The organism is Kitasatospora sp. NBC_01539 (assembly GCF_045040525.1).
Lineage (GTDB): Bacteria > Actinomycetota > Actinomycetes > Streptomycetales > Streptomycetaceae > Kitasatospora.
Genome location: NZ_CP109390.1, coordinates 3143955 through 3167627 on the forward strand (window position 1 = coordinate 3143955; position 23673 = coordinate 3167627).

21 protein-coding genes are annotated in these 23673 nt (G+C 72.9%); 4 read left to right on the forward strand and 17 right to left on the reverse strand.

The features are described 5' to 3' along the window. The first annotated feature begins 366 nt into the window (after positions 1-366). Positions 367-990 (forward strand): hypothetical protein, encoded by a 624-nt coding sequence (locus OG335_RS13375; protein WP_405011325.1) that lies wholly within the window; start codon positions 367-369, stop codon positions 988-990. Between the two features lie 54 nt (positions 991-1044). On the opposite strand, the gene OG335_RS13380 is transcribed toward OG335_RS13375, so the two are convergent. From OG335_RS13380 to OG335_RS13390, 3 genes are all read right to left on the reverse strand, one after another. Beyond that, a complete protein-coding gene (locus tag OG335_RS13380; RefSeq protein WP_405011326.1) occupies positions 1045-1569 on the reverse strand; it encodes a hypothetical protein in 525 nt (174 codons plus the stop codon). 228 nt (positions 1570-1797) lie between these two features. Continuing rightward, positions 1798-2481 carry a ribonuclease HII gene (locus tag OG335_RS13385; protein ID WP_405011327.1) on the reverse strand — a complete coding sequence of 228 codons (684 nt, stop codon included), beginning with the start codon at positions 2479-2481 and terminating at the stop codon, positions 1798-1800. Between the two features lie 127 nt (positions 2482-2608). Continuing rightward, a complete protein-coding gene (locus OG335_RS13390) occupies positions 2609-3205 on the reverse strand; it encodes a TetR/AcrR family transcriptional regulator (protein WP_405011328.1) in 597 nt (198 codons plus the stop codon). A 390-nt stretch (positions 3206-3595) separates the two neighbouring features. Here OG335_RS13390 and OG335_RS13395 point away from each other — a divergent pair, with 390 nt between their 5' ends. Continuing rightward, entirely contained in the window at positions 3596-5143 is a 1548-nt protein-coding gene (locus OG335_RS13395; RefSeq protein ID WP_405011329.1) for an MFS transporter, read from the forward strand. Positions 5144-5188: 45 nt separating this feature from the next. Here OG335_RS13395 and OG335_RS13400 read toward each other — a convergent pair whose 3' ends face one another. From OG335_RS13400 to OG335_RS13465, 14 genes are all read right to left on the reverse strand, one after another. After that, the gene (locus tag OG335_RS13400) at positions 5189-6883 is read right to left on the reverse strand and encodes a DUF4173 domain-containing protein (RefSeq protein ID WP_405011330.1); all 1695 of its coding nucleotides are present in this window, start codon (positions 6881-6883) and stop codon (positions 5189-5191) included. A 388-nt stretch (positions 6884-7271) separates the two neighbouring features. Further along, positions 7272-10394 (reverse strand): Ig-like domain-containing protein, encoded by a 3123-nt coding sequence (locus tag OG335_RS13405; protein WP_405011331.1) that lies wholly within the window; start codon positions 10392-10394, stop codon positions 7272-7274. Between the two features lie 234 nt (positions 10395-10628). Continuing rightward, on the reverse strand, positions 10629-11576 hold the full coding sequence (locus OG335_RS13410; protein WP_405011332.1) for a carbohydrate ABC transporter permease: 948 nt from the start codon (positions 11574-11576) through the stop codon (positions 10629-10631). Continuing rightward, complete coding sequence (locus OG335_RS13415; protein WP_405011333.1) at positions 11573-12589, reverse strand: carbohydrate ABC transporter permease; 1017 nt, start codon at positions 12587-12589, stop codon at positions 11573-11575. The genes OG335_RS13410 and OG335_RS13415 overlap by 4 nt, the downstream gene beginning before the upstream one ends. Before the next feature lie 76 nt (positions 12590-12665). Beyond that, on the reverse strand, positions 12666-14027 hold the full coding sequence (locus OG335_RS13420; protein WP_405011334.1) for an ABC transporter substrate-binding protein: 1362 nt from the start codon (positions 14025-14027) through the stop codon (positions 12666-12668). A 255-nt stretch (positions 14028-14282) separates the two neighbouring features. After that, positions 14283-15485: a cytochrome P450 gene (locus OG335_RS13425; RefSeq protein ID WP_405011335.1), complete on the reverse strand. Its 1203-nt coding sequence runs from the start codon at positions 15483-15485 to the stop codon at positions 14283-14285. Between the two features lie 59 nt (positions 15486-15544). After that, complete coding sequence (locus OG335_RS13430; RefSeq protein ID WP_405011336.1) at positions 15545-16792, reverse strand: cytochrome P450; 1248 nt, start codon at positions 16790-16792, stop codon at positions 15545-15547. Further along, positions 16789-17412, reverse strand: a complete 624-nt coding sequence (locus OG335_RS13435; protein ID WP_405011337.1) for a GTP-binding protein — start codon at positions 17410-17412, stop codon at positions 16789-16791. Before OG335_RS13435 ends, OG335_RS13430 begins: the two co-directional genes overlap by 4 nt. Then, on the reverse strand, positions 17393-17755 hold the full coding sequence (locus OG335_RS13440) for a DUF742 domain-containing protein (RefSeq protein WP_405011338.1): 363 nt from the start codon (positions 17753-17755) through the stop codon (positions 17393-17395). The genes OG335_RS13435 and OG335_RS13440 overlap by 20 nt, the downstream gene beginning before the upstream one ends. After that, on the reverse strand, positions 17752-18165 hold the full coding sequence (locus OG335_RS13445) for a roadblock/LC7 domain-containing protein (RefSeq protein ID WP_405011339.1): 414 nt from the start codon (positions 18163-18165) through the stop codon (positions 17752-17754). Before OG335_RS13445 ends, OG335_RS13440 begins: the two co-directional genes overlap by 4 nt. After that, positions 18165-19811 carry an ATP-binding protein gene (locus OG335_RS13450; protein WP_405011340.1) on the reverse strand — a complete coding sequence of 549 codons (1647 nt, stop codon included), beginning with the start codon at positions 19809-19811 and terminating at the stop codon, positions 18165-18167. The genes OG335_RS13445 and OG335_RS13450 overlap by 1 nt, the downstream gene beginning before the upstream one ends. 326 nt (positions 19812-20137) lie before the next feature. Next, a complete protein-coding gene (locus OG335_RS13455; protein ID WP_405011341.1) occupies positions 20138-20674 on the reverse strand; it encodes a Clp protease N-terminal domain-containing protein in 537 nt (178 codons plus the stop codon). A 2-nt stretch (positions 20675-20676) separates the two neighbouring features. After that, positions 20677-20910, reverse strand: a complete 234-nt coding sequence (locus OG335_RS13460) for a helix-turn-helix domain-containing protein (protein ID WP_405011342.1) — start codon at positions 20908-20910, stop codon at positions 20677-20679. Positions 20911-20981: 71 nt separating this feature from the next. Next, on the reverse strand, positions 20982-21308 hold the full coding sequence (locus OG335_RS13465) for a hypothetical protein (RefSeq protein WP_405011343.1): 327 nt from the start codon (positions 21306-21308) through the stop codon (positions 20982-20984). Positions 21309-21510: 202 nt separating this feature from the next. Here OG335_RS13465 and OG335_RS13470 point away from each other — a divergent pair, with 202 nt between their 5' ends. Continuing rightward, a complete protein-coding gene (locus tag OG335_RS13470) occupies positions 21511-21999 on the forward strand; it encodes a MarR family winged helix-turn-helix transcriptional regulator (protein ID WP_405011344.1) in 489 nt (162 codons plus the stop codon). Positions 22000-22074: 75 nt separating this feature from the next. Further along, complete coding sequence (locus OG335_RS13475) at positions 22075-23574, forward strand: DHA2 family efflux MFS transporter permease subunit (protein ID WP_405011345.1); 1500 nt, start codon at positions 22075-22077, stop codon at positions 23572-23574. Positions 23575-23673: the final 99 nt, after the last annotated feature.

Genomic DNA, 23673 nt, shown 5'->3' on the forward strand with positions numbered 1-23673 from the left:
GCCGCCTCCGATCCCGGGGCGGCCCGGCCCCCCGGCGTGCACGGAAGCAGTCGCGGGCACCGAGCCGCGGCAGGCACGAGGGCCCCGGCCAACGACCTCGTAGGCGCACGGGCGGTTCACCGGGCGGCCATCGGGAGGAAACCGGCGCTTCGGCCCGCAGCCGCACACCCGTCAGCCGAATGGGTCAGCGCAGGCCGCGGAATATATCCGGCAGAACACCGATTTTCGGGCGGCAGCCGTTATCTCGTCATTGCCGCTCGCACTGATCTGACGGGAGAATCGGAGAGTACCCGACACCTGGTCGCACGACCCGGTGTTCGGCATACCCGCGGGCCGGTGTGCCCGCAGACGGCCGGAAGGAGGATCGTGATCAACCGTAGCGACCACGGTCGGGATCCTTCCGTCAGACGCACCATCGCCCTGCAGGCCTGGGCCGAGTCCGGCGTTCCGATGCTCCGCGCCCCGCGCCAGTTCGTCCGCGAGCTCCACCAGCGGCACCTGCCGCAGCCCGGCACGACGGTGGTCGCGGTGCTGGACGCCGCGCACCAGCTGGCCGCCTCCGCCTCGTTCTCGGCGCGCCAGCACGTCACGGACGGCTGGCACCACCGCAACACGATCCTCTCCCACCTGCGGCAGGTGATCCCGCACGACCTCCGGCTCGCCGCACCCGTGCGCACCGCGGTGCTGATGCGCTGCCGCGAAGGCACCCCGGAGTGGACGGAGCAGGACGGCGCCTGGATGTGGGCGCTACGTGACGCGGCCGCGTTGCACGGTCTGCGCTGCGGCTCGTACATCGCGCTCACGCCTGCGGGCTGGCACGTGATCGGGCACGACTGGCGGGGGCGCAGCCCGCACTCGGGTTCGTGGGCGGACGGGCCGGTGCACACGGTGACGGAACTGCCCCCGCGCAGCGCCCGCGAGCCGGAGCGGATCCGCCCCGCGGCGGCGGTGACCCCGCTCGACGCGATACGCCGGGCCGCCGCCCGCTGAGGGCGGGCGGCGACACGGCGGGCAGCGCAGCAGGACAGGGACGGACGGACCCGGTCAGGCCGGGACGGGACGCTCCGCGCCCGGGAACAGCGCGGCGACGGCCTCGGTACCACCGCAGACGACGAGCAGGGAACCCGCGAGTTCGGCCGCCCGGACGGCGGCGCTGCCGGCCCGGTTGGTACCGCTCGCGTTGACCACGAGCACGACGACCTCGCGGCGCACCTGGCGGACGGCGGCAGCGTCGGCGTAGAACACGTCGGCGGCCTCGGCGAGCTGCGCCCAGTAGCGCTCCTCGCCGAACGACAGCTCGTGCTGCTGCCAGGGGTGTGCTTCGCCGACGGTCAGCACGAGCACGTCGCCGGGCCGGCGGCCGGCTTCCAGCAGTTCGTCGACGACGTCGTCGGCGCAGCCGAGTGCGTCCTGCGGCGCGGCCGGCAGCAGCCGGACGGTCGGGGACTTCGGGCGCGCGGCGGAGCCGGACCCGGAGGCGGGACGGGGCCCCGGAACGGTGCCGGCCGCCCGCGCCGCGGCGGGTCTCGGCGGCGCCGGGCGGGGCGGTGCGGGCCGCGGACCCGGCACGACGCCGGACGCAGCAGGGTTGGTGGAAGGCGTACGGGGGCTGGGTGCGTCCGACGTGTGGGGGGAGGGAACGCCGGGGCCCGGGATACTTTCGCGAATCTCCGGCTCCTCGGGGAAGACAGGCATACCCGGATATCTATCAAATGCCGGACGGCCGCGCACAGGCGCCCCACCTGTTGAGCACCGCCCGTGGTCGGCGGAGGTGCGCGACCCGGGGCCGACGGCGCGTCAGAAACCGAGGGTGAGCTGCTGGTCCGCGGGTTCGGGAGTCCGTTCGCGCTTCAGGTGCTGCCACGCCGGAAGCGAGTCGAGGTAGGCCCAGGACAGCCGGTGCTCGGCGGTCGGCCCGAACTCCTCCAGCGCGGCGCGGTGCACCGGGGAGGGGTAGCCGGCGTTGTCCTCGAACGCGTAGCCCGGGTGTTCGGCGCCCAGCTCCGCCATGTAGCGGTCGCGCTGCACCTTGGCAAGGACGGACGCGGCGGACACGCACACGCAGGACTGGTCGCCCTTGATCACCGTACGGACCCGCCAGGGCCCGCCGAGGTAGTCGTGCTTGCCGTCGAGGATCACGGCGTCCGGACGGACCGGCAGGGCGGCGAGCGCCCGGCCGGCGGCGAGCCGGAGGGCGGCGGTCATGCCGAGTTCGTCGCACTCCTGCGGGGACGCGTGGCCGAGCGCGTAGGCGGTGACCCAGTCGGCGAGCACCGGGGCGAGGGCCTCCCGGCGCTTCACCGTCAGCAGCTTCGAGTCGGTCAGGCCCTCGGGGGCGCGGCGGAGCCCGGTCACGGCCGCGCCGACGGTGACCGGTCCGGCCCAGGCGCCGCGTCCGACCTCGTCCAGGCCGGCCACCACGGTGGCTCCGGCCCGGCGCAGCGAGCGCTCGACCGAGTGGGTCGGGGGGTCGTAGGGCATGGCGGTCCGTTTCGTCGGGCTCCGGAGACCACCAGCCTACGTCCACGGCGGCACCGCCCCGACCGGCCCGGGCGAGGGCCCGCGCCGGTGGAAGCGGGGCCCGCGCCGGTGGAGGCGGAGGCGGAGGCTAGGCCCGCACCATGGGGACCAAGACCTGGTCGACCAGCTCCGTGGCGAACGCCTCGTCGAGCGTGTTCTCGCAGCCCTTCGCGTGGAAGAGCATCATCGCGGGCGCGACGTCGGCGACGATCTGCGTGGCCGCCCCCGGCCGGACGTCCCCGCGGATCTCGCCGCGCCGCAGGATGGCGAGGGTCGCCGCGTTGGCCGGCTCAAGGACCCGGCCGAGCAGGAAGTCCTTGAAGGAGGACGCCTGTTCGTGGTCGAGCTCGGCCATCAGGACGCGGATGGCCGCGCCCGCCCGCGAGTTCATGATCGCGCCCAGACCGGCCACGAGCTGCATCAACTCGGCACGCACCGACCCGAGGTCGGGGATGTCCGTGCGGGGTGGAAGAGTGGCTGCGAGGGCCTGCACGACCAGGTCGGCCTTCGATGCCCAACGCCGGTACAGCGCGGCCTTCCCGGTCTGTGCCGCCCCGGCGACGCCTTCCATCGTCAGGCGTGCGAATCCGCCGGAGGTGAGGAGTTCGAGGGTCGCGTCGAAGATCGCGGCCTCCAGTGCGCGGCCGCGCCGCCGCGACTGGGCGACGCCACCGGGGGCGGGCACCACGCGGTCCGGGGCCGGAGCGCCGGGAGCGCCCACGGCACAGGGGGGCACCACGCAGGCGGACGGCACGGCACGGACGCCGACGGGGGCCGCGGGGGCGCCCGCGGACGGCACGACGCGCATCCCCGCCACAGGGGGCGCACAACCGGCCGCGACCGCCCCTGACGGCCCGTCCGACGCCTGACGCCGCACCATCTGATCCATCGCCACCACTCTCAAAGAACGCTTGCGTTCACAATCTCCGACCCGATATGGTCCCACGATAGTGAACGAGCCCGTTCCTCGACAGTGTTCGCGCGCCGTCATCGGTCGCGCGGCCGCGGATCCACGCACGTCGCGGGCTCCACCGGCACCACCTCACAGTGCGCGAACAACCAGGGGGAACACCGCGTGGCCATCTCCGACAAACTCAGTACACCCTCCCCGCCGAAGGCCGGCCCGGGACGGAGCAAGGGCATCACCCTCGCCGTCATCGCAGGCTCCCAGCTCATGGTGGTGCTCGACGCGACCATCGTGAACATCGCCCTCCCGCAGATCAAGGGCGACCTCGGCTTCTCCGACACCACCCTCTCCTGGGTGATCAACGCCTACACGCTCACCTTCGGCGGCCTCCTGCTGCTCGGCGGACGTCTCGGCGACATCCTCGGCCGGCGCCGGGTCTTCATCGTGGGCGCCCTGCTCTTCGGCTTCGCCTCGCTGCTGGGCGGGTTCGCCCAGGACTCGACGCTGCTGCTCGCCGCCCGCGCCCTCCAGGGCCTCGGCGGCGCGATCTGTTCGCCGACGGCGTTCGCCCTGATCGCCAGCAACTTCGAGGAGGGCCCGGACCGCAACCGGGCGTTCGGCGTCTTCTCCGCGGTCGCCGGATCCGGCGCCGCGATCGGCCTGCTGGCGGGCGGCCTGCTCACCCAGTACCTCGACTGGCGCTGGGTGTTCTTCGTCAACGTGCCGATCGCCGTCCTGATCGCGATCGCCGCCCCGCGGTACATCAAGGAGTCGGAGCGCCGTCCCGGACGGTTCGACCTGCCGGGCGCGCTCACCTCGACGGTGGGCCTGGTCGCCCTGGTCTACGGCTTCATCCGTGCCGCCTCGGACGGCTGGACCGAGCGCCTGACCCTGGGGTCGTTCGCGCTGGGCGCGGTGCTCGTCGCCGCCTTCGTGGTCATCGAGCGGCGGACGGCGCAGCCCATCACCCCGCTGCACCTCTTCCGGAACCGCAACCGCACCGGCGGCCTGATCATGATGCTCTGCCTCGCCGCGGCGATGTTCGGCATCTTCTTCTACATCACGATCTTCGTGCAGACCGTGATCGGCTACAGCCCGCTGAAGGCCGGATTCGCATTCCTGCCGATCAGCGGCGCGATCATCGTGGCCGCGCAGATCGCCTCGGTCTTCCAGGCGAAGCTCGGCCCCAAGGTGTTCATGGCGGGCGGAGCCGCCCTCGTGGCCGTGGGCCTGACCTGGCTGACCCAGCTCAAGGCCGACAGCGGCTACGTGGACGGCATCCTCGGCCCGACGGTGATCTTCGGCTTCGGCATGGGCCTGATCTTCGTGCCGGTCATGCTGATCGCGGTGGCCGGCGTGTCCGACCACGAGACCGGCGCGGCCTCCGGCCTGCTCAACTCGGTCCAGCAGATCGGCGGCGCCCTCGGCCTCTCCATCCTGACGACCGTCTTCAGCACGGCCGCCAAGTCGAAGGCCACCGAACTCGTGCCGGGGTTCCTCAAGGGCGCGAGCCCTGAGCAGGCCGAGCAGTTCCAGCGCACCCACGAGTTCCCGGTGGGCAGCGCCGCCTACAGCGAGACCCTGGCGCACGGCATCGGCCAGGGCTTCATCGTGGGCGCCGTCCTCGCGGTGGTGGCCCTGCTCGTCGCGGTCTTCATGGTGACGGCGAAGGCCAGCGACCTCCCGTCCGAGGCTCCGTCGGGCATCGCGGTCTGACGCACCGTGCGGCGGCGGCCCCCGGGTCCGCCGCCGCACCGGCCGTCAGTAGCCGTCCACCGAGCGGTACAGCGACACGCCCGCCCTGACGCACGCCGCCCGGTCGGAGGGCACCGGCCGGTCACGGAGGATCTCCCGAGCCCTGGCCTCGGACAGGCTCGTCGCGTACCAGGGCAGGTGTTCCTCGTCGAGTGCCTGCGCGATCTCCTGCAGGGCGCAGGTACGGCGGTCACCGGTGAGCCGGTCCAGCGCGGGCACCGCGTCGGCGGAGAGGCTCCGCAGATAGGCGACGTCGATCGTGTCCGAGTGCTCGTAGCGGCGGACGTTCTGCTCGGCTATCAGAGCGTCGGGGCTGATCAGCCCGAAGACCGCGGTGGCGGCCACGGCGCTCAGCACCACAGCGCGCGGAAGCCAGCGCGCCGAGGCGGTGATGCTGCCGACGATCACCAGGACGAGCACCGCACCGAGCCAGATCTCGACGGCGGCCACCGAGATCCGCAGCCGGGTCAACCCGAACACGTCGACGTAGCGGTGCATCCGGTACAGGGCCGAGCCGACCACGACCAGGGTCAGCGCGCACAGCAGCGCGAGCAGCCCGGTGGACGTCCAGCGGTCCCGCGGCGTCGTCCGCGGGGCCCACCGGCGGGCGAGGGCCACGACGACCAGAACGAGCAGCGTGACGATCAGCAGCTGCCAGAACCCCTGCCGGGCGTACTCGGCGGGAATGACCCCCGGCTTGCGCATGACCGATTCGTAGCCGCCGACGAACACCACGGCCTGGACGGCGGCGAAGCCTCCGAACAGCAGGTTCAGCAGGACGATCGGCAGACCCCACTCCAGGCGGCCGCGCTCACGGGCCGGCGTCACGGGGTAGCGGTCGAAGCGGCGCGGACCGGCCGCGGTGTGCGCGGCACCGAGCGCCAGCAGCAGCCCCACGAGGAACATCAGCAGCCGCATCGGCGAGTCGTCGACGTCGACGTCGGGCAGCAGGTCGCCGAGGAGCTCGGCGACGGCCGCGTCCGCGCTCGCGAAGAGCCCGCCGAAGACCAGCAGCAGCACCAGGGAGACGCCCGCGGCCTTGGCCACCGAGGCCATCCGCGCCCGGGCCGGGTAGCGGCGGGTACGCAGCGCCACGACCGCCCACGCCAGGCCGGGGATCAGGTGCGACCACAGGCCGACCGCCCCCAGGAGGACGCCGGGCCAGCGGCGTCCACCGTGCAGGGCGAGCGACCCGGCGGCGGTCGCGGCGAGCACGGCCAGGACCACCGGCCAGGACGCCTCCGTGAGGGCGGGTACGAGCAGCAGCACCAGCGCCGAGAGCGTCCAGACGACCGTCCACGGCCTGACCCGGCGCCCTGCGGCGGCCGAGGCGAGGGCGGCCCCGACGGCGCCGACGACGGCCCAGATCAGGACGTTGACACCGAGACCCTCGGAGAGGAGGGCCGCCGCCAGCAGACCGGCCGCCACGCCTGCGCCCACCACGCCGAACCCCGGCAACGCCGGACGGGTCGGTGCGGTGGCGGCGATCCACGCGGGGTCCGGCGCCTTGGCGGGCGGCGCCCAGACCCCGCCCGCCCCGAAGGCGCCCTGCGGCGGCACCCGCGAGCCCGCCGGGGCCGCCGGACGGACGCCCGACGGCGGGGACCCGGCCCCCGGTGCGGACGGCGCCGGGGTCGAGGACGGCGGACGCGGCGAGGACGGTGCCGCACTGCTCTGCGCGGGCCGGGCGGAGGCCTTCACGGACGACACCGGGGCCTCGGGCACCGGTCCGGCGGCCGCCGCCGGGTCGGCCGACGAGGACGCCGGGGCCGGGGCGACCGGGACAGCCGCAGGAACGGACCCCGCACCCGGAGGATCGGCGACCGGACCATCGGCGACCGAGGGGTCCGTGGGCGTGAGGTCGGCAGGCGTGGGGTCCGGACGTGGCGTGGGCTCGGGCGGATTCTGCTCGGGCTGGTTCGACATGAGTCCCCCTCGGACGTGGCGGGGCACACGGGATCCAGGTGTTCGGCCCCGCGGCGATGATCGCGACTCTAAGCCGACCGAGATATTTCTGAACAGGTTCAAATGCCCGGGGAGGGGCTTGTGTCGCAGAGTTGTGACACAAGCCCCCTCCGCCGACCCGGCGTCAGTAGGCGCCGTAGAGCGAGTAGACGAGGGTGTCCTTCACCGCCGGTCCGAACGTGGCGGGCCATGTGCCGAACGGCACCACCGCGTTGCTGTAGGCGCCGGAGCCGGCGGCACCGGTCGAGAAGTGCATGTTGTTGACGGTGGAGCCGGTCCCGTTGCTGTTGTAGACGAACCAGTACGTGGTGTTCGCCGCCAGCGTGAAGGAGACCGGCACCGGGTTCCAGGCGTTGGGCGTCAGCGTGCCGGAGGCGGTCGGGACGAGCAGCGTGCCCGGCGATCCGGAGCTGTCGCTGTAGACGGCCAGCTGGAACTGGTTGTTGGGCGCCGCGCTGACGGTCCCGACGTGCACGCTGAGCGAGGTGAGCGTCACCGGGGACGAGCCGGTGGTGACCTTGGACCCGTTCAGGTGGTTGGAGTCGGTGTCGTCGGTGAGGGTGCCGACCGCGCTGGAGCCGATGGTCAGCGGCGGGGCCCCCGCCGTGGTGAACGCGGTGTTCACCGGACCGGCCAGAGTGTTGCCCGCGACGTCCTTCACCCCCTGGACGGTGGCGGTGTAACCGGTCGTCAGGGCGAGTGCGGCACTCGGGGTGAGGACGGCCGTGCTGGTGGCCGCGTCGTAGGTGACGGTGCCGGCGACCGGCGTGCCGCCGGTGGTCGTCCGCAGGGTGACGGCCGCGGAGGTGACCGTCGCCGCGTCCAGCGGCTCGCTGAAGGAGAACTTCACCGGTCCGGTGGCGGACACCCCGGTCGCGCCGGTGGCCGGGGTGGTCCCGGTGACGGTGGGTGCGGTGGCGTCCTGGCCGTAGACGGCGGTGTACGAGCCGACCGTGCCGTCGAAGAAGGCGTAGGCCGTGCCCTTGATCGTCTCGATCCGGTACGGCACGGCCTGTCCCTGCCGGGAGATCCCGGTGAGCGTGCCCGAGGCGGAGTTGACCGGCACCATGGCGCGCAGGCCGCGGGTGCCGCCGGTGATGCCGAAGGTGAGCGAGGAGCCGCTCCAGGCGAGACCGGTGAAGGCGGAGCCGTTGCGGCCGTCGAGCCAGGTGAGCATCTGGCGACCGGAGACCACCGGCACTCCGCGGGCCCTGGCGGCGGCGATGACCGCGTCGGAGGCGCTGGAGGCGGCGAAGTCCGTGTGGATGTTGGCACCGATCGCCGCGTAGTAGCCCTTGCTGCCGTACGCGCCGTCGAGCAGCGCGGTGATCGTCGACGGGTAGGACTGTCCGGACTCGTCGGTGAGCTGTGTGGTGGCCTGGTACTCGTCGATGACGCCGGCGTCGGTGTCGGCGAACTTCATGATCATGCCGGTGCCGTTGAAGTAGCCGGGCCGGTCCTGCACGAGGGCCGACGGATAGTAGTAGTAGTCCATGTCGAGCCGGATGCCGTTGGCGAGCTTGGTCTTCGCCTGCGTCGCCCAGTCGTCCCACTCCACGCAGTGCGTGCGGCTGCTCGACGGGCCGGGCAGCGAACCGTACTTGGCCTTCCAGGCGGTCAGCTGACTGCTGTAGAGGCTCTGCAGGTCGGCGGGGGTGCCCCACGGCTTGCAGTTGGTCGTGACGTGCACGCCCACCTCGAAGCCCTCGTCGGTGTAGGCCTGGGCCTGCGCTGCGGTCATCGGGTCGTTGGTGTAGATGTACGAGGAGCCGCGCACGCACTCCCAGTCCGCGACGGAGCATCCGGCGGGCGACTGTCCGATGTAGCTGTCCCAGCGGCCCACGGTGCCGCCGATGCCGTGGTCGTCGCCGCTCATCACGACGACGGCCTTCACGTCGCGCGGGAAGTACCAGAATCGGGGCAGCGGCTTCTTCGGTGCGTCCATCAGGCCGACGAGGTTGGCGAGGAGCCGCTGCTGCTCGTCGGCGATCGGGATCAGCGCCTTGCCGAGGTCGTTCCAGTCGGCCTGGCCGTTGGTGCCGAAGAACATCTCGGCGGCCTCGTAGCCGTCCGTGCCGTCGCGCTGCTGCCCGGCCCAGGCGATGTTGCCCTGGCGGGTCTGCACGACGGACTTCGCGAGGTCGTAGGTGAAGGCGGCGGCCTGGCCGCTGCCGGCGGTGCGCAGGGTGACGGCCGGGTTGGCGGTGGCGGTGGTGGCGTCGTCGTAGAGGGTGGCGACGGCGGTGGCGCCGTTGAGGGTGTAGCGGTCGGCGGTGCCGTGGAAGCCGATGGTGTCGGCGGTGAGGCCGGTTCCCGGGGCGGCGGCGGTGTCGATCCTGAGGTAGGCGTCGCCGAGGGTGCCGGTCGTCGCGGTGAGGCCGAGCAGGCCGGCGAGCTGCTTGTCGGGGCGCATGGCGATCAGCCGGCCGCCACCGTTGGTCCAGGTGGTGAACATCGAGACCTGGGCGGCGGTGAGGGCCGTCTCGGCGAGGAGCACCACGTCGTGGGCGGCGAGCGTGGTGGCGGTGACGTCCGCGAGGTCGGTCCGCCGGTAGTAGTTGAGGCCTTCGGCCTTGAGGATCTCCGCGTAGTACGCGGTGTACGGGCTGGCGGCGCTGCCGACCAGCAGGATCGGGCCCTCGGTGCCGGGGCCGCTGCCGGGCGGGGTGGTGCCGCCACCGTCCTGCGTGTAGGTGGCGTAGATGGAGAAGGTGGCGCTCATGGAGCTCATCGCGCCGAAGGCGGCGGGCCAGGTGCCGTAGGCGGTGCCGCCGGTGGAGTAGCCGCTGGTGCCGCCGCTCGCGTAGTGCAGGTTGTTGACGGCGCCGCTCGTGCCGTTGGTGTTGTACGCCAGCCAGTACGCGGTGTTGGCGGTGAGCGGGGCGCTGAGGGCGAGGGTGTTCCAGGCGTTGGCCGTGAGGGTGCCGGCGGGGCTGGAGGCGACGAGCGCGCCGGGCTTTCCGGCGGCGTCGGCGTAGACCGCTACCTGGTACTGGTTGTTGGGTGCCGTGCCGACGGCACCGACGTGCACGCTGATGCCGGTGACGGTGCCGCCGGTGGAGCCGGTGACGAACCGGGAGGTGTTGATGTGGTTGGAGTCACCCGAATCGGTGGAGCCGCCGATCGCGGTGCTGCCGAGGGTCGCGGTGCCCGCCGCTGCCGCCGGTCCCGCGGCGGGCCCGGTGGCCAGCGCGGCCCCGGCCAGTACGGCGGCCACCAGACCGGCCAGTCGTCTTCTGAACCTCACGCCATCCCCCATATTCCGATCACCGGATCAAAGGCGGAACTGCCGCTACCGGTCTACCGGTCGGGCGAGGGGCGCGTCCTCGAAATCCGCACATTCCTGGGCCATGTCACGCACAGTCAGACGGAACGCCCGCCGACCCGGATCAGGGGCGGCGGGCGTTCGGGGTCTGTGGGCGATCGGGCCGGCGGGCCCGGCGGCCGCGGCCCGTGGGCGCGTGCGGATCCGCGGGTCGCGTCAGCCCTTCACGGAACCCGCGAGCAGGCCCCGGACGAAGTACCGCTGGAGGGCGAAGAAGACGATCAGCGGAATGATCAGCGACAGGAACGCGCCTGCGGTCAGCAGCTCCCAGCGGCCGCCGAAGGAGCCCGTGAGCTGTGCCAGCCGTACGGTCATCGGCGCCACCTCGGGCGTGCCGCCCGCGTAGGTGAGGGCGACCAGCAGGTCGTTCCACACCCAGAGGAACTGGAAGATCGCGAACGAGGCGAGCGCCGGCGTGCACAGCGGCAGCACGATGGACCGGAAGATCTTGAAGTGCGAGGCGCCGTCGACGATGGCGGCCTCCATGAGGTCCCGCGGGAGCTGCGCGATGAAGTTGTGCAGCAGGAAGATCGCCAGCGGGAGCGCGAACATCGTGTGCGCCAGCCACACGGGCGCGTACGTCCCGCTCAGGTCGAAGGCCGGGATGATCGTGACCGAGCCCAGGTGGGCGCCGCCGGAGAACAGCTGGAGCAGCGGGATCAGCGCCATCTGCAGCGGCACGATCTGCAGCGCGAAGATCAGGAAGAACACCACGTCGCTGCCGCGGAACCGCACCCAGGCGAGCGCGTACGCGGCCATCGCGGCGAGCACCAGCGGGAAGATCGTCGCCGGGATGCTGATCGCCACCGAGTTGACCAGGTACGGCAGCAGGCCGCCGCTGACGCCGAACCCGCCCTCGAACAGCACCGTGTGGTAGTTGTCCAGCGTGGCGTTCGGATCGGTGAAGAACGTCCACCAGCCGCTGGTCGCGACGTCCTCCTCCGGTCGCACCGAGGTGACCAGGAGGCCGATCGTGGGGACGGTCCAGAGCACGGTGACCACGATCATGAACAGCGAGGCCAGCGGGCTGCTGAACGCGCGCCGTACGGACCGCGCGGGCGGCGCGCCCTCGGCGGGCGTGGCCGGGGAGAGCTTGGCGCTCATCGGTGCTCACGCTCCTTGCGCAGCTGGACGATGTTGTAGACCACCAGAGGGGTCACGGCCAGGAAGAGGATCACCGCGAGTGCGCTGCCGTGCCCGACGTTGAACTGCACGAAGGACTGCGAGTACATCTCGTTGGCGAGCACCTGGGTGCCGAAGTTGCCGCCGGTCATCGTCCGCACGATGTCGAAGGCCTTGAGTGTGGTGATCATGACCGTGGTGAGCACCACCACCAGGGTGGTGCGGATCATCGGGATGGTCACGTGCCGGAAGAGCTGGAAGCCGCGGGCGCCGTCGAGCCGGGCGGCCTCGGTGATCTCGTCCGGGATGGCCTTGATCGCCGCCGACAGGACGACCATCGCGAACCCGGTCTGCACCCACACCATGACGATCATGAGCAGGAAGTTGTTCAGGGGGTGGCTGAGGATCCAGTTCGGCGGGTCGTCCCAGCCGAGGCTGATGGCCAGCTGACTGAGCAGGCCGACCTGCGGCTGGGAGGGGTCGCGGTCCTCGTAGACGAACTTCCAGATGATCGACGCGCCGACGAGGGAGATCGCCATCGGCATGAACAGCAGCGACTTGTAGACCGCCTGACCGCGCATCCGGTCGACCAGCAGGGCGAGCAGCAGGCCCGCCCCGGTGGCCGCCAGCGGGGCGATGACGAGCCACTGGAAAGTGTTCCACAGCACCTGGTGGATCGAGTCGGTGGTGAACGCCCAGCCGTAGTTGCGGCCGCCGACCGCCTTCGTCGAGTCGTCGTTGTAGAAGCTCAGGTACACCGTGCGGATGAGCGGGACGATGAGGCCGATCACCAGCAGCAGCGCGGCCGGGCCCAGCATGACGCCGATCGACAGCGGCCGGGAGAGCCGTCCGCTCGCCCGGCCAGCGGCGAAGAAGACCAGGAGCAGGATGCCGAGAAAGCCGGCGACCGCGCCGACGCTGTTGCCGAGCTTGATCGTCGCGTCCGTCCACGCCGAGTCGGCGAGGTGGACGGCGTACACCGGTGCCGTGGGCATGCGGAGGGTCCTTCCTCGGACATGGGGAGGGGCAGCGCGGGTGGGTGGAACCCGCGCTGCCCGGGGTGACCGACGGTTACTGCGGCCAGGCCGCGTCGATGTCGGCCGCCACCTTCTGGATGGACTGGCCCTCGGCGAACCACGCCGTGAACGACTTCCACTCCTGGCCCGCACCGACGGCGGCCGGCATCAGGTCGGAGGCGTCGAACCGGAAGGTGGCCGCCGGGTCGGTCAGCGCCTCGGCGGACAGCTTGTCGATCGGGTCCGTGTAGAGGCTCTTGTCCACGCCCTGGTTGGCGGAGACCCAGCCGGGCGTCGTCTTGACCCGGCTGCTCGCCCAGTCGCTGCTCGACAGGTAGTTCTGCACGGCCTGCACCTCGGGCCGGTCGGAGAACGCGGCCAGGAACTCGCCGCCGCCGATGACCGGGTTCTTGATCTCGGGGTTCACCGCCGGCAGGTGGAAGGCGAAGATGTCGCCGTCCGGGTCGATCTTGGTGCCCTTGGGCCACTGCGCGCGGTAGAACGACGCCTGCTGCAGCATCGCGCACTTGTTGGTGAGGATCGGCGTGCCCGCGTCCTGGAAGGTCGTGGTGGCGATCGACTTCACATCGCCGATGCCCGCGTTGACGAACGCCGGGTTCTGCATCCAGTCGGCCACCGTCTTCATCGAACCGGTGATCTGTGCGTCGCTGAACTTGATCTTGTGGGAGACCCACTGGTCGTAGACGTCACCGCCGTACGAGCCGAGCACGGCCTGCTCGACCCAGTCGGTGGCCGGCCAGCCGGTCGCGGTGCCGGAGGCGATGCCGCCGCACCACGGCTTGGCGCCGCCCGAGGTGGCGATCCTGTTGCTGAGGCCCATCAGCTCGGCCCAGGTCTTGGGCACCTCGTAGCCGGCCTGCTTGAACGACTTCGGCGAGTACCAGACCAGCGACTTCATGTTGGCGCTCATCGGCGCCGCGTAGAAGGTGCCGTTGACGGAGCCGTAGGTCTTCCAGACCGGGCTCCACTTGTCCTCGTTGGTGACGGTCTGCGCCGGCGGTTTGGCGACCTTCCCGGTCTTCACCATCTGGGCGAGCAGGCCCGGCTGGGGGATGATCGCGAAGTCCGGGGCGTTGCCGCCGCTCACCCGGACGGGGAGCTGGGACTCGAAGTCGTTGGATCCCTCGTACGAGATCTTGATGCCCGTACATTTGCTGAAGTCGGCCCAGGACTTCTCCAGCGAGTCGGACTCCGGGCTGAGGATCGATGCGAACATCGTCACCTTCTTGCCCGCATGGCCCGCGTACTGCTGGAACTGGGCGCAGTCGCCGGTGAGGGTCGGTGCAGCGGACGAACCGGAGTCGTCCTTCGAGGAGCTGTTCGAACACGCCGCAGTGAGTGCCAGGGCGAGTACGGCGGGGGCGGCCAGCAGGCGCCGCCGCGTGTGGGGAGTCATCGGCAGGCCTCGCAGGCGATCGTCGTGGTGGTCAATGCGGTCCTCCTCGCCAGGGCACCGAGATGCCGGCCGTAAGACAGAACAACACTGCGCTGAACCGGTTGATCGGGCTGTGCCCAGCAGTCGCTGGCTTGAAGACGTTAACTCACGGGTTACCCCACGCCAAGATCCACGTTCGACCTTCATCACGCGGTGTCCCGGTCGTAATACGGCCGTGCTGGAGGGCCGCCGTCCCCGGCGGCCCTCCGTCGCCGGTCAGAGCCTGACGGGCAGTTCCCTCAGGCTGTTGACCACCATCGTCGGGTTCGGCCGCAGATCTCCCTCGCCGACCGCGAGCCGGAGCCGCGGGAAGCGCGCGAACAGCACCGGGAGCGCCACGACCGCCTCCAGCCGGGCCAGCGGGGAGCCCGGGCACACGTGCGGGCCGTGCCCGAAGGACAGGTGCCGGGAGGGGGCCCGGGTGACGTCGAACAGCTCGGCGGTGACACCGTGCTGCAGGGGGTCGCGGCCGATGGCGTTGTAGGAGATCAGCACCGCGTCGCCGGCCGGGATCACGACCTCCCCGACCGCGACGTCCTCGGTGGTGAAACGGAACAGGAAGTTGCTCGTCGGAGGCGTCCAGCGGAGCGACTCCTCGACCACCGCGGACCACGCCACCTCACCCGCACGGGCCAGCTCCAGCTGGTCCGGATGCGCCAGGAGCGCCCGCACCGCGTTGGTGATCAGGTTGACCGTCGTCTCGTGCCCCGCCGCGATGATCACCCGCAGGGTGGCGGCGGCCTCCGCGTCGCTCAGCGCGCCGCCCTCGACGTCGGCCGCCAGCAGTGCGCTGATCAGGTCGTCGCCGGGATCGGCACGGCGGCGGGCCACCAGGTCCGCCACGAGCGCGTTGAGGGCCGCGATGGTGGCGGGCACGTCCGCCGGCCGGGTGGTGCTGGAGAAGAACCGCTCGTACAGCTCGCGGATGTACGCGTGGTCGTGCTCCGGCACGCCGAGCAGCCAGCCGATCACCGACATCGGCAGCGGGAAGGCGAACGCCGTCTTGAGGTCGACGACCGGGCCGGCCGCCTCCACCTCGTCGAGCAGCCGGGCGGTGATCCGCTCGATCCGGGGCCGCATCAGCTCGACCCGCCGCGGGGTGAACGCCTGCGCGACGATCGCCCGCAGGCGGCGGTGCGCGGCACCGTCCGTGGTGACCATCGACGGGCCCGGGACGGCGAGGCCGATCAGCGGCCACGTCGCCGGCACCTCGCCCCTCCGGTGGGCCCCCCAGTGCGTGGCGTCCTTCACCAGCCGGGCGTCGGTCAGCAACCGCCGGGCCTCCGCGTGCCGGGTCACGGCCCAGCCGCGCACGCCCAGCAGCTCGACCGGCACCACCGGGCCCGCGGCGCGCAGCAGCGCGCCCTCCGCGGCGTTGTCCCGCGCCAGCGGGTCCATCACGATCGGCTCGGCCGTCATCGCCCCTCCAGGGGAATCGTCACTCCAGGAACCCCCGTTCCCGCCGCCGCCCTCCCGGGTCACCCCGCGACGTAGCCGGGCGTGAACGCCACCGGCAGGGCCATCAGGCCGCGCACCCACGCCGAGGGACGCCACACGAGGGCGCTCTCGGAGACCGCGAGACGGATGTCCGGCAGGCGGTCCAGCAGCACCTCGATCGCCGTGGCGGCGATCACCTCGGCCGCCTCCCGCGCCGGGTAGGGGCAGCCGTGGTCGCCGTAGGAGAAGCTCAGGTAGGCGCGGTTGCCCTCGGCGGGGCGGCCGGCGTCGTCGCGGACCGTCGGGTCGGCGTTGGCCCCGGCGAAGCCGAGGAGCACCATGTCGCCCTTGGCGATCTGCTGCCCGCCGAGCTGTACGTCCCGGGTGGCCCAGCGGCCCGCGAAGATCTGCGTCGGCGGGTCCTCCCAGAGCGCCTCGCCGAGTGCCTGCCCGATCGACCGCCGTCCGCCGGAGAGCGAGGCGGCGAAGCGGTCGTCGGTGAGCATGAGCCGCAGCGCGTTGGAGATCCAGTACGCGCACGGCTGGTGGCCGGCGATGAGCAGCACCCGCAGGTCGCGCATCAGCTCGTCGTCGTTGAGCCCGGCCTCGTGCGCGAGCAGCCGCGACGCGAGGTCGGCGGCGGGTCGCTCCCGGCGGTGCCGCACCAGGCCCTGCATGACGGACAGCAGCTGCTGCGCGCCCTCCTGCGCGTCGGGGCCGCCGTCGAGCATCGCCAGCAGGCCCTTGATCAGCACCGGCGCCTCGTCCTCGTCGAGGCCGAGCACCCGGCAGAGGACCATCAGCGGCATCCGGTGTGCGTACTCGGCGACGAGGTCGACCTCGCCGCGGCCCGCGAAGCCGTCGACGAGGCGGTCCGCGACCTCCTCGGAGATGCTGCGCAGCTCGTACGGGTCGATGCCCGCCAGGGCGTCGGTCACGGCGGCGCTGCGGCGCTGGTGCTCGGCGCCCTCCGTGTAGAGGATCGACGGGACGGGCGCCATCATCGGCTTGAGCGGCCAGTCCTCGGGGATGTGCGGCCACTGGTTCCAGCGGGTGGAGTCGCGGCCGAACACCTTGGGCCGGCCGGTCACGAGCTGGAGCTCGCGGTAGCCGATGACCAGCCAGGCCGGGACGCCGCCGGCCAGCTCCACCGGGGCGACCGGGCCGTGCCGGTCGCGCAGCTCCTGGTAGACGGCGCCCGGGTCGGTCTGGAACCGCGGCCCGTACAGCGGCGCCGCGTCCGCGTGGGCCGGGCAGCCGGGCGGCGGGGTGGACGCGGGCTCGGTCACGGGGTGTCCTCTCCGGTGGTCTGGGCCTGGGCCAGGTGCTGCAGGTGGCGGACGAGTTCGATCAGCACCTGTTTGCTCGACGTGCGGTCCCGGGCGTCACAGTCGATCAGCGGCACGTGGGCGCCGAGGTCGAGGGCGGCCCTGATCTCGTCGAGGGTGTGCTCCTGCGGCCCGAAGTTGTTGCGGGCGACCACGAACGGCGTGCCGTGGTGCTCCAGCCGGTCGATGGCGTACCAGGACTCCTCCAGCCGGCGGGTGTCCACCAGCACGACCGCGCCGAGCGCGCCGCTGAAGAGCCGGTCCCACAGGAACCAGAAGCGTTCCTGCCCGGGCGCGCCGAAGATGTAGAGCACGTTCTCGGCGTTGAGCGTGATGCGCCCGAAGTCGAAGGCCACCGTGGTCGACCGCTTGTCCTGGATGCCGGAGAGGTCGTCGATGCCCTCCCCCGCCCGGGTCATGGTCTCCTCGGTGTTGAGCGGGCGGATCTCGCTCACCGAGCCGACGAGCGTGGTCTTGCCGACGCCGAAGCCGCCCACCACGACGATCTTCAGACCGTTCGTCGCGGTGCTGCTCAGCGGCGCTCTGGCCGGGGCGGCGGTGTCAGAGCTGTTGGAGACCATGCAGTACCTGCTTCAGCGTGTCGAGGTCGGGCAGCCGGGCCTTGGTGGGCGCGAACCGCGGATGGCGGGCGGTGATCCGGCCCGTCTCCAGCAGGTCGCCGAGCAGGATCCTCACCACGCTCACCGGCAGGCCGAGTTCGGCGGCGATCTCCACGACGGCGATCGGGTCGGCGCACAGGGTGAGGATGCGGGCGTGCTCGGACTGCATGCCGGGCACGGGCTCCTGCTCGGCGACGATCAGCGTCACCAGGTCGAACGCGTGCTCCGGCGGCCGGCTGCGGCCGCGGGTCACGGTGTAGAGCCGGTCCGGGTCCTCGTCCCGGCCGGGCAGCTGCCGGGTCACACCCCGGCCTCGGTCTCGCGCGGCGGGGCGCTCAGGAACACCCCGATCTGCTCGATCAGCCCCTGCATGTTGTGCCCGACGACGCCGACGTCGGCGTCGTCGTCGGTGACCACGGCGAGGTGTGCGCCCTCACCGGCGGCGACGATGCACAGGATGCCGCCGTGGAACTCGGTCATCGACTGCCGGACGCCGCCGCTGCGGTCGCCGAACTCCATGGAGGCGCCGTGCGCGAGGCTCTGCATCCCGGAGGCGATGGCGGCGAGCTGGTCGGCGCGGTCGGCGCCGAGGCCGGCGGTGTGGCAGAGCTTCAGGCCGTCGGCCGAGAGCACCAGGGCGTGCCGGGCACCGGGGGTGGCGCTCAGCAGGTTCTCCAGGAGCCAGTCGAGGTCGCGGTCGGTGCTGCTGCTCATCAGGCATCGTCCTTCGGATGGGCGTCGGGGGACTCGGCCCCTTGCAGGGCCTTGCGGAAGGCGCCGAACCGGGCGGCCGAGAGGGCCGCCGAGGCGCGGTCGGAGCGCGGTGCCGGGGTGGGCTCGGCCTCCGGGGCGGCGGCCGCCAGGGTCTGGCCGCGGCGACGCTGCGGCAGGCCGGTCCCGGGGGCGGCCGGGGCGTCGTGGCCGGCCCCGGTGCGGGCGCCGGCGGGGGTCTGCGCGGTCTCCGGCGCCGGGCGGACGGCCTGCGCCGGGCGGGCCGCGGGGAGTGCGGGGGTGGCGCTGCGGCGGTCGGCCGCCGCGAGGGCCTTGGTCAGCACGGGCGCGGGGTGGGTGACGAGTTGCTCGGGGATCAGCACGACGACGCCCGTGCCGCCCCGGGCGGAGGGGCGGAAGGAGATCGACAGGTCGTGCTTGCGGGCCAGCGAGCCGACGACGGCCATGCCGAGCCGGGTGCCGGCGGAGAGTGCGGTGAGGTCCAGCGGCTCCGCGGAGACGGCGTGTTCGGCGCGGCGCAGCCAGCTCTCGCTGAGGCCGAGGCCGCCGTCCTCGACGGTGATGACGAGGCCGGAGTGCACCTCCTCGACGTAGACGTGCACCTCGGCCGGCGGGGCGGAGAAGTTGGCCGCGTTGTCGAGGAGTTCGGCGAGGGCGTGCATGACGCCCTCGGCGGCGAAGCCCGCGACGGCGGCGGTGGAGGCGGCGTGCAGGCGGACGCGCTGGTAGGCGCCGATCCGTCCGAGGGCGCCGCGCAGGATCGACTCGACGCCGATCGGCTTCGTCCAGCGGCGGCCGGAGCGGGCGCCGGTGAGCACGGCGATGGAGTCGGCCATCCGGCCGACCTGGGCGGTGGAGTGGTCGAGGGCGAGGAGGTCGCCGAGGACCTCGTCGCCGTGCCGGTGCTGCATCTCGCGGAGTTCGGCGTGCATGCTGGTGGCCAGCGCCTGGACGCGTCCGGCAGCGGTGGCGCAGACGGCCAGGGCGGCGGCCCGCTGGCGCTCGCCGCGGGAGACCTCGACGGCGATGTGGCGCAGCAGGGCGTGGTGCACGGGGAGGTCGTGCCGGGCGAGCACGGAGTCGACCGAGGCCCCGGCGCGCAGGCGGGTGACCACGTCGGGCAGCACCGTGTCGCGCAGCGCGGTGAGTTCGGTGCGCTCGCGGACGGCGGTGGTGTGGGCCTCGTGCAGGCGGGCGAGTTCGTCGCGCAGGGATTCCTCGACGGCGTGGGCGTGCGCGAGGTCGGCGCGGTCCTCGCGGGCCTCGGCCTGGGCGGTGACGAGGGCGGCCCGGAGTGCGCCCGCGGTGGTGTGGGCGGCGTTGAGTTCGGCCTGCAGGGTGCCTGCGGAGGCGGTGCGCTCGGCGAGTTCGCGGCGGGTGTCGGCGAGTCGGCGCTCGGCCTGCCGGGCACGGCCGTCGAGGCGGGCGGCGTGCCACACGAGGAGGCACCAGAGGGCGGTGGTGACGGCCAGGGCTCCGGCGACGGCGGCGCGGTGGGTCGAGGGGGTGAGGGCGAGGGCGGCCGCGGCGGCCCCGGCTCCGAGGACGATCCCGGCCGCGGCCCGGATCGCGGGCCCGCCGTCGTGTCCCTGGGTCGCTGCCCGGGCGGGGCGCGTGCGGGCTCTCATCAGTCTGGGTCCTCGTGCGGGCGTCGGCTGCGGAACGGACGACCGCGCGCCGGACGACCGGAGGCGCACCCGTGGCGCGCACCGGGCATTTGATCGGTACACGCGGTCAGCAGATCATAACCATTCAGCTTCGGTCCTCGACGCGCGAGTTGACTGCCCGTCGCGATCCCCGGACGCTCCGCACCTGCACCACCCGACGCCTCCACCAGGCCTCCACGGATCCACCATCCCGCCGCCGCCCGCCGGTCACCGGCGGGCGGGCGGCGGGCGGCGGGCGGCGGGCGGCGGGCGGCGGGCGGCGGGCGGCGGGCGGGCGGCGACCCGGATCAGACGAGAGCGGCCTCCACCTCCCGGCGGAGCCGGACGACGTCCACGCCGTGGGCGGAGATCACCTGGCCGCCGAGGCCCCGCTCCTCCCTCAGCAGGCCGAGCAGGATGTGGCCGTCGGAGATCTCGCGGCCCTTGAGCCGGACCGTCTCGCGCAGCGAGAGTTCCAGTGTCCGGCGGGCGTCGGCCGCGAACCTGCTGCGGGTGCGCTCGCGCCGTCCGGAGACCGGCTTCCGCTCCAACGCCCCCTCCCCGAAGGCCGATTCGACGGCCTCCCGGACGGCGTCCAGGTCGACGCCGATGGCGGCCAGGGCCGGGCCGTCGACGTCGCCGCCGGCCAGTCGCCGCACGCCGGCGCGGACGGCCGGGTGGTCGAGGCCCACGCCGGCCAGCAACTCGGCCACCGGGGTGGCGGGTTCGCGGACCAGGGCGAGCAGGAGGTGTTCGGTGCCCACCCGCTCGTGCCGGAGTTCCTGCGCTTCCTGCTGGGCCTGCACCACGACGCGTCGCGCGCTGTCGGTGAACCGTTCGAACATGGTCAGCCCTCCTCTCTCGAACCGAAGATCCGGCGCGCGTACTTCTTGTGCACCGCCTGCCGGCTGACGCCCAGGCAGGAGGCGATCTCCTGCCAGGACCATCCCTGTGCGCGGGCGTTGCCGACCTGGAGGTCCTCCAGTCGGTCGGCGAGGTCACGCAGGGCCCGGACGGCCCGGAGGCCGATCGCGGGGTCGCGGCTGCTCGCGTCCGCCGCGAGCTGTTTCGTCTCGCTCATGACGTCAACCTAGGTTGACATCATGCGAATGTCAACCCAGGTTGACACCTGCGCCGGTGCCGTCCACGTCGCTACGTCGACCAGTGGGCCCGGTCGTTGGGGTTCCGCTCACCGTCCGCCGGCGTTCTTCGCCCACGCCGCTTGCCGGTCCGCCGCGAACGGGCGTACGCCTCCAACTCCGCCAGCCAGCGGGCCCGGTCCGCCTCCAGCACGGCCAGCGCACGCAGCAGCGCGGCCTCGTCCCGCTGGTACGGGCCGGCCAGCCCGGCCAACCGGTCGAGCGTGCCGTTGAAACCGAACGGACGGTACAGCTGCACGCACGAGCGCAGCGCCGCCACCCGCGCCCGCAGCGGCAGCGCCGGGTCCGCCACCCGGCGCGCATGCCAACCGAAGCTCATCCCGCCGCCACCTCCAGAAGTCGAGCCTGCCTCCGCGCGCTCCCCCCAGCGCCCCGTGTTCGTCAGTAACATGCCAACAAATGCGTCCGGCGGCCACCCCGCCCCCGCGCCGCGGCCCGAGCCGCACCGGCCCCCGCGGCGCCGGGAGGGAACGTCCGCGACGGGATAATCCCGGACCGTCCGGAATTGCTACCCTCGCAGCATGAGCACGAGCACCCCAGGCCCCCAGGTCACCGACGTCTCGGCCCTGCTGGCCCACACGAGCCACGTCCTCGCCACCCGGATGACGGCCGCCTTCGGCGAGCTCGGCATCTCACCGCGCGCCTTCTGCGTCCTCCACCACGCCCTGGAGGAGGAGCGCACCCAGATCCAGCTCGCCGAGCTCTCGGACCTCGACAAGACCACGATGGTCGTCACGGTGGACGAGCTCGAACAGGCCGGGCTGGCCGAGCGGAGGCCGTCCACCACCGACCGCCGAGCCCGGATCATCCACGTCACCCCGACCGGCGAGGTGGCCGTGGCCGCGGGCGCGGGGATCGCCGACCGGGTGCACCAGGAGGTGCTCGACGCCCTGCCCGGCGACGAGCGGGAGGTGTTCGCCCGGGCGCTGGCACGACTGTCGGAGGGCATCCTCGCCACCCCGGTGGAGTCCGGCCGCCCGGTGCGGCGGGCACGCCGGGCCCGGAGCTGATCCCGAAAAAGATAGTCCCGTACAAAACCATCTGCTAGCGTCTCACCTGTTCCCGACGAAGCAGGAGGCGACGCCATGCGCCCGCACGCCCTCACCACCCCGCGCACCACCCCCCGCACGCGGCCCACCGAGGCGCCCGCCGGTTCCCGCCGGGCCGCCCTCGCGGTGCTCTGCGCAGCCATGCTCATGGTCATCCTGGACGGCAGCATCGTCACCGTCGCCCTCCCGGCCATCCAGCGCGACCTGGACTTCTCCCCCGCCGACCTCACCTGGACGGTCAACGCCTACGCCATCGCCTTCGGCGGCCTGCTCCTCCTCGCCGGACGCCTCGGCGACCTCCTCGGCCGCCGCCGGATCTTCGTCGCCGGAATCGCCGTCTTCACCCTCGCCTCGCTGCTCTGCGGCCTCGCCACCAGCCGCGAGATGCTGGTCGCCGCCCGGTTCGGACAGGGCGCCGGCGGCGCCATGGCCTCCGCCGTCAGCCTCGGCATGATCGTCACGCTCTTCCCCGAACCCGCCGAACGGGCCCGCGCCATCGGTGCGTTCAGCTTCGTCGGAGCCACCGGGGCCTCCATCGGCCAGGTCCTCGGCGGTATCCTCACCGAGGCCGCCGACTGGCACTGGATCTTCTTCATCAACCTGCCGATCGGACTGACGGCCGCCGTCGTCGCCCTGCGCGTCCTCGCCGACGACCGCGGGCCCGGCCTGTCCGGCGGACGCGCCGATCTCCTCGGCGCCCTGCTGGTCACCGCCGGCCTGATGCTCACCGTCCACACCATCGTCGGAACCGCCGCCCACGGCTGGACCTCCCCCCGCACCCTCGGCGAGGCAGGCGTCTCCGCCGCCCTGCTCGCCGCGTTCGTGGCCCGTCAGGCCACCACCGACCGGCCGCTCCTGCCGCTCCGCACGTTCCGCTCCCGCAACGTCACCGTCGCCAACCTCGTCCAGGTGCTCGCCATCGCCGCGATGTTCGGCTTCCAGATCCTCACGGCCCTCTACCTGCAGAACGTCCTCGGCTACGGCCCGCTCGCCACCGGCCTGGCCCTGCTCCCCGCAGCCGTCCTCATCGGCGGCGTCTCGCTCGGCCTCTCCGCCCGGCTCAACGCCCGCTTCGGCGAACGCGCCACCCTGCTCGCCGGGCTCACCCTGCTGACCGCCGCCCTCGCCCTGCTCGCACGACTCCCCGTGCACGCCGACTACGCACTGCACCTGCTGCCCACCATGCTGCTCGCCGGCGGCGGCGGGCTCGTCCTCTCCGGCCTCACCGTGCTCGGCATGTCCGGCGCCGGGCCCGAGGACGCCGGAGCGGCGTCCGGCCTCTTCAACACCACGCAGCAGGTCGGCGCCGCGCTCGGAGTCGCCGTCCTCTCCAGCCTCGCCACCGCCCGCGCCGACCGCCTCACCGCCGACGGCCACGCCCGGGCCGAGGCCCTGACGGCCGGCTTCCACCTCGCCTTCGGCACCGGTGCCGGCCTCCTCGCCGCCGCCCTCGTCGTCAGCGCGGTCCTGCTCCGCCGCCCGGCACCCCGGTCCGCCGCCGCGGGCGCGCCCTCCTCGGAGACCCCCCGCCCCTGATCCGGGCCCGGCCCCGGACACGCCGGGGGCGGCGGAGACGATCGACGTCTCCGCCGCCCCCGGGCGGTTCCCTGAAGCAGCGGGCACCGTGCACGGGAA